General features: G+C 64.6%; 6 protein-coding genes. 4 read left to right on the top strand and 2 right to left on the bottom strand.

Going from position 1 to position 6,377, the window contains the following annotated elements:
* On the top strand, positions 1-1,067 hold a 1,067-nt coding region (gene ftsY, locus FFS21_RS17180), incomplete at its 5' end, for a signal recognition particle-docking protein FtsY (RefSeq protein WP_249359458.1).
* 386 nt (positions 1,068-1,453) lie between these two features.
* Here the strand turns inward: ftsY and maiA are convergent.
* Together maiA and FFS21_RS17170 are read right to left on the bottom strand one after the other, a co-directional pair.
* A complete protein-coding gene (maiA, locus tag FFS21_RS17175; RefSeq protein WP_137925984.1) occupies positions 1,454-2,101 on the bottom strand; it encodes a maleylacetoacetate isomerase in 648 nt (215 codons plus the stop codon).
* A gap of 4 nt (positions 2,102-2,105) precedes the next feature.
* Positions 2,106-2,807 (bottom strand): fumarylacetoacetate hydrolase family protein, encoded by a 702-nt coding sequence (locus FFS21_RS17170; RefSeq protein ID WP_137925983.1) that lies wholly within the window; start codon positions 2,805-2,807, stop codon positions 2,106-2,108.
* Positions 2,808-3,303: 496 nt separating this feature from the next.
* On the opposite strand from FFS21_RS17170, the gene FFS21_RS17165 reads away from it, so the two are divergent.
* The 3 genes from FFS21_RS17165 to FFS21_RS17155 all read left to right on the top strand — a co-directional run bounded on the left by FFS21_RS17165 (position 3,304) and on the right by FFS21_RS17155 (position 6,320).
* On the top strand, positions 3,304-4,596 hold the full coding sequence (locus FFS21_RS17165; RefSeq protein ID WP_137925982.1) for a CmpA/NrtA family ABC transporter substrate-binding protein: 1,293 nt from the start codon (positions 3,304-3,306) through the stop codon (positions 4,594-4,596).
* A gap of 67 nt (positions 4,597-4,663) precedes the next feature.
* Positions 4,664-5,506 carry a nitrate ABC transporter permease gene (ntrB, locus tag FFS21_RS17160; RefSeq protein ID WP_249359462.1) on the top strand — a complete coding sequence of 281 codons (843 nt, stop codon included), beginning with the start codon at positions 4,664-4,666 and terminating at the stop codon, positions 5,504-5,506.
* Positions 5,507-5,516: 10 nt separating this feature from the next.
* On the top strand, positions 5,517-6,320 hold the full coding sequence (locus FFS21_RS17155) for an ABC transporter ATP-binding protein (RefSeq protein WP_137925981.1): 804 nt from the start codon (positions 5,517-5,519) through the stop codon (positions 6,318-6,320).
* The last annotated feature ends 57 nt before the right edge of the window (positions 6,321-6,377 follow it).

Genomic DNA, 6,377 nt, shown 5'->3' with positions numbered 1-6,377 from the left:
CACCTGTACCGTCACCCGTCCCGGCTCCGGCTCCGGCTCCGGTTCCCGTACCCGTTCCGGTCCCGGTGCCTGCGCAGGTGCCGCCGCCCCCGCCTGCCCCGGTCGCCTACGAGCCCCCTGTGGTCGAGGAACTGGAACTGGTGCCGCCACCAGCGCCCACGGCCGAGGCCAAGCGCGGCTGGATGACGCGCCTGAAGGCCGGACTGTCGAAGACGAGCCGCAACATCGGCGTGCTGTTCGTCGGCGTGAAGGTCGACGAGGCGCTGTTCGAGGAACTGGAAACCGCGCTGCTGATGTCCGATGCCGGCGTGGAAGCCACCGAGTACCTGCTCGACCAACTGCGCCGCCGCATCAAGAATGACCGCATCGAGACCGCCGAGGGCGTCAAGGCGGCGCTCAAGGACCTGCTCGTCCAGGTGCTCAAGCCGCTCGAGAAGACCATGGCGCTGGGCCGCGAGCAGCCGCTGGTGATGATGATTGCCGGCGTCAACGGCGCGGGTAAGACCACCAGCATCGGCAAGCTCTGCAAGCACTTCCAGTCGTACCACCAGTCCGTGCTGCTGGCCGCCGGCGACACGTTCCGCGCCGCTGCGCGCGAGCAACTGACGATCTGGGGCGAGCGCAACAACGTCACCGTGGTGGCGCAGGAAAGCGGCGACCCCGCCGCCGTGATCTTCGACGCCGTGAACGCCGCCCGCGCCCGCAAGATCGACATCGTGATGGCCGACACCGCCGGCCGCCTGCCCACGCAGCTCCACCTGATGGAAGAACTCAAGAAGGTCAAGCGCGTGGTCGGCAAGGCAATGCCCACGGCCCCGCACGAATGCCTGCTCGTGATCGATGCCAACACCGGGCAGAACGCCCTCGCCCAGACCCGCGCCTTCGACGACGCCCTGGGCCTGACCGGCCTGATCGTCACCAAGCTCGACGGCACCGCCAAGGGCGGCATCCTGGTAGCCATCGCCCGCCAGCGCCCCGTGCCGGTGTACTTCATCGGCGTGGGTGAAAAGGTCGAAGACCTGCAGCCGTTCCGGGCGGAGGAATTTGCAGAGGCGTTGCTGGGGTAGGCCAGCGGCCGTTCATGCGCTCCGTTTGACGACAAAGCCCCGCAATTGCGGGGCTTTGTCGTTTCGGCTCTTCTGGTTCCCCTCTCCCATGCAATGGGAGAGGGGTCAGGGGAGAGGGCTGGCGGCTCTGCTTGCCGACTTGCCGCAATTTGAACTGCTGGCCCTCTCCCCCGCCCCTCTCCCGCGCGCGGGAGAGGGGCGCAAACCGACGGTATTACGTCTGCTGCCGTCGTGCTCCCCTCTCTTATGAAATGGGAGAGGGGCTGGGGGTGAGGGCTGGAGGCTCTGCTTGCCAACCACATCGCAATTTGCACCGCTGACCCTCACCCCCGCCCCTCTCCCGCTCGCGGGAGAGGGGAGCAAACCACCAGGACTACGATACGTCCCTACTCACTATCCGGCTGCACTCCCGGTGCCGCCTTCTGAAACGCATCAAGATCCATGCACGCGGCATGGATCTTTGCGATCGTCGGGAACGGGGTCAGGTCTACGTTGAACCGTTGCGCGTTGAATACCTGGGGCACCAGACAGAGGTCGACCAGCGTCGGAGAATCGCCAAACGCGTAGCGGCCGACGTGGCCGAGTTGCGAGAGGTTGATTTCCAGCGAAGCAAAGCCCTGTTCGATCCAGTGGCGATACCAGGCGTCCTTGGCTTCCTCTGTCACCTTCAGTTCGTGCTTGAGATACTTCAGCACGCGCAGGTTGTTGAGCGGATGGATCTCGCAGGCGATCTCCTGCGCCAGGCCGCGTACGACCGCGCGGTCGTACGGGTCCTTCGGCAGCAGGGCCGGTTCCGGATGGATCTCGTCGAGGTACTCGATGATCGCCATCGACTGGATCAGCGGGCGGCCGTCTGCCACGAGTGTCGGCACCACGCCATCGGCGTTGAGCGCGCGATACTCGGGCTTCAGTTGCATGCCGCCTTCCTTGAGCAGATGCACGCCCTTGTAGTCATAGGGCAGCCCTTTCAGGTTCAGGGCGATGCGCACGCGGAACGAAGCCGAGCTACGGAAGTAGCTGTATAGCTCGAGCATGGCGTCAGACGACCTTGACGGTCATGTCGCCCACGCCTGCGATGTGGCACTGCATGACGTCGCCCTTGACCACGGGACCCACGCCTTCGGGCGTGCCGCTGTAGATCAGGTCGCCGGGCTGCAGTTCGAACAGCTTCGACAGGTACGACACCATTTCAGGCACCGACCAGATCAGGTCCGACAAGTCGCCGCGCTGCTTCTCCACACCGTTCACGGACAGCGTGACTTCACCCTTCTCCGGGTGGCCGATGGCCGAAACCGGCACGATCGGGCCGATGGGCGCCGACTTGTCGAACGCCTTGCCCGTTTCCCAGGGGCGGCCGGTCTTCTTCGATTCGTTCTGCAGGTCGCGGCGCGTCATGTCCAGACCCAGCGCGTAGCCATACACATGGCTGGCGGCCTGTTCGACGGAGATGTCGCGGCCACCCTTGCCGATTGCCACAACCAGTTCCACTTCGTAGTGGCAGTTGCCGGTGCCCGGCGGATACGGGAACGTACCCTCGGTGCCGTCGGCTACATAGCTGACGGCATCGGACGGCTTGCAGAAGAAGAACGGCGGTTCGCGATCGGGGTCCGAGCCCATTTCGCGGGCGTGCGCGGCGTAGTTGCGGCCCACGCAATAGACACGGCGCACGGGAAAGCTTGCGTTGCTGCCGCGCACGGGCACACCGACGGGGGCTTGCGGGGCAAATACGAACTCGGTCATCCAGATCTCCAGCTTGTTTCTCTTTTGATGGAACGCCGCGCCGGCGTTTTCGGTGGACACGGCCAGTGTGGCCTCGGCGCGGCAGGGGGAAAGCATACACCCAAGGTGGGACCGCACGCTGCCGGTGCGTTGCACGATTCTGGCGCGGCCATGGCGTGCAGCCACGCGCCGGCGTCGCGCATGGCGATGCACGATTTTTTCCCATTCGCACGATTCGATGGCGACGCACCGCACCGGCCCGGCGCGCCGCGCCTCCGCTCGGTGAAAAGCGCGCGAGGCGCTACCCGTTTGTGCACCGCAACGAGCATGGCACACCGCTTGCGTAGTGCCATGCAACGGCCAACGACGGCCGGGCAGCAAACAGAACATCCACAACTTGCGTGTGTGCGCCTTTCAGATTTCAGCGCGCCACCGGACAACGGCGTCCTGCATTGCAATCCGTTTTTTGCGAGACGGCTGCAGTGGGGACGCTTTTTTTTCTTTCGGAGCCATCGCGATGCCACCCCGCCCTGAAGCTGCCGCACCTGTCTTGCTCGATCCCCCTTCCAGCCCCACGCGCCGTCGCGTACTGGCTGGCATCGCCGGCGCCAGCGTGATGACGCTGGTAGACCCGCTGGTGCGCAGCGGCGCATGGGCCGCCGGCTCCGATGCCCCGGAGAAGGCCGAGGTGAAAATCGGCTTCATTCCGCTGACGGATTGCGCGTCGGTAGTCATGGCCTCGACGCTGGGCCTCGACAAGAAATACGGCATCAAGATCACGCCGAGCAAGGAAGCCAACTGGGCCAGCGTGCGCGACAAGCTCGTCAACGGCGAGCTCGATGCCGCGCACGTGCTGTACGGACTCATCTACGGCGTGCAACTCGGCATCGGCGGGCCGAAGAAAGACATGGCGGTGCTGATGAACCTGAACCACAACGGACAGGCCATCACGCTCTCGCAAAAGCTGGCCGAGAAGGGCGTGAAGGATGGCGCGAGCCTGAAGGCATTGATGATGAAGGAGAAGCGCGAGTACGTGTTCGCGCAGACCTTCCCCACCGGCACGCACGCGATGTGGATCTACTACTGGCTGGCCGCCAACGGTATCCATCCGATGCAGGATGCCAAGGCCATCACCGTGCCGCCGCCGCAGATGGTGGCCAACATGCGCGTGGGCAACATGGATGGATACTGCGTGGGCGAGCCATGGGGTGCGCGCGCCATCGCCGACAAGATCGGCTTCACGGCCGAGACCACGCAGGCCATCTGGAAGGATCATCCCGAGAAGGTGCTCGGCACCACCTCGGATTTCGTGCAGAAGCATCCGAACACGGCGCGCGCCATGGTGGCGGCGATTCTCGAAGCGTCGAAGTACATCGACGCCTCCACGTCGAACCGCCGCAAGACCGCCGAGACCATCGCCGCGAAGTCCTATGTCAACACCGACATGGACATCATCCTGGACCGCATGCTGGGCCGCTACAGCAACGGGCTGGGCAAGACGTGGGATGACCCGGATTCGATGAAGTTCTACTCGGATGGCGCCGCGAATTATCCGTTCCTGTCCGATGGCATGTGGTTCCTGACGCAACACAAGCGCTGGGGCCTGCTCAAGGACCATCCTGACTACCTCGCCGTGGCGAAAAAGGTGAATCGAATCGACATCTACAAGCAAGGCGCAGCCGCCGCGCAGGTGCCGCTGCCGAAGAGCGATTTCCGTACCGCCAAGCTGATCGACGGCGTGACGTGGGACGCCACCAAGGACCCGAAGGCGTATGCCGACGGCTTCAAGATCAAGGCGTCGGCGCTCTGACCGCTCTGACGCCTCTGCCCGGGAGATTGCCGTGAATACCATCGTTCAGACCGCTGCGGAATCCGACATGAAAGAGCACACGCGCCGCCGTGCGCTGGAGATCGCCGCGCAGGAGAAGGAGGCCGCGCGGCGCGAGGCGATCTCCGCATTGACGCTCAAGTGTGTGCCGCCGCTGGTGGGCTTCGTGCTGTTCGTGCTCGTCTGGCACGGCATCGCCACGATGATTCCGTCGCTGCCCACGCCGGGTGCCACATGGAATGCAGCCGTGCCGCTGTTCTCCGATCCGTTCTATCGCAATGGCCCGAACGACCAGGGCATCGGCTGGAACATCCTGGCATCGCTGGCACGCGTGGCAACGGGCTTCGGGCTCGCCGCGGTCATCGGCATTCCGGCTGGCTTCCTGCTCGGACGATTCGCGTTTCTCAATGCGATGGCAGCGCCCGTGACCAGCCTGCTGCGGCCGGTGTCGCCGCTGGCGTGGCTGCCCATCGGACTGCTGCTGTTCAAGGCAGCCAACCCCGCAGCCATCTGGGCGATCTTCATCTGCTCGATCTGGCCGATGATCATCAACACGGCAGTGGGCGTGACGCGCGTGCCGCAGGATTACCTGAACGTGGCGCGTGTGCTCGATCTTTCCGAATGGACGATCTTCCGCCGCGTGCTGTTTCCGGCCGTGCTGCCTTACATGCTCACGGGCGTGCGGCTTTCCATCGGCACCGCGTGGCTCGTGATCGTGGCCGCCGAGATGCTGACGGGCGGCACCGGCATCGGCTTCTGGCTGTGGGACGAGTGGAACAACCTCAAGGTCGAACACATCGTCATCGCCATCTTCATCATCGGCGTGGTGGGCCTGGTGCTGGAGCACCTGCTGCTGGCCCTGGCGCGCCGCTTCAGCTACGGCAATACCTAGGAGCGACGTCATGGAAAAATTCGTCAGCATCGAAGGCGTGGGACAGACCTTCAAGACGCGCAAGGGACCTTTCGTGGCGCTGCGCGATATCGACCTGTCGATTGCCGAAGGCGAGTTCATCACGCTGATCGGCCACTCGGGTTGCGGCAAGTCCACGCTACTGAACCTGATTGCCGGCCTGACCACGCCCACGACCGGCGCACTGATCTGCGCGGGGCGCGAGATCGCGGGGCCCGGCCCGGAGCGCGGCGTGGTATTTCAGAACCACTCGCTGCTGCCCTGGCTGACGTGCTTCGAGAATGTGCTGCTCGGCGTGGACCGCGTGTTCGGTGCCACGGAGAACGCCGCACAACGCAAGGCGCGCACGCACGAGACGCTGGCGCTTGTGGGACTCACTCACGCCGAGGCAAAGTATCCGCATGAAATTTCGGGCGGCATGAAGCAGCGCGTAGGCATTGCCCGCGCGCTCGCCATCCAGCCCAAGGTGTTGCTGATGGACGAGCCGTTCGGTGCGCTCGATGCGCTGACGCGTGCCCATCTGCAGGACGAGTTGATCAAGATCGTCGAACGGACGAAGAGCACTGTGGTCATGGTCACGCACGACGTGGACGAAGCCGTGCTGCTGGCCGACCGCATCGTCATGATGACCAACGGCCCGGCAGCGACGATTGGCGAAATCCTGCATGTCGATATCCCGCGCCCGCGCGATCGCGTGGCGCTGGCTGACGACCGCACCTATCACGCCTGCCGTACCGCCGTGCTCGACTTCCTGTACCGCAAGCAGCGCAATCCGGCGCTGCAACAGGCTGCCTGAGCAAACCGTGGCGTCATGGTGCAGATCGAGCAGGAATCGTGGGCTATCATGAACGCC

The sequence above is a fragment of the Cupriavidus sp. 2SB genome (assembly GCF_005503625.1).
Taxonomy (GTDB): Bacteria; Pseudomonadota; Gammaproteobacteria; order Burkholderiales; family Burkholderiaceae; genus Cupriavidus.
Note: the sequence above shows the minus strand (reverse complement) of the source record. Positions and strands in the feature narration are given on the sequence as shown.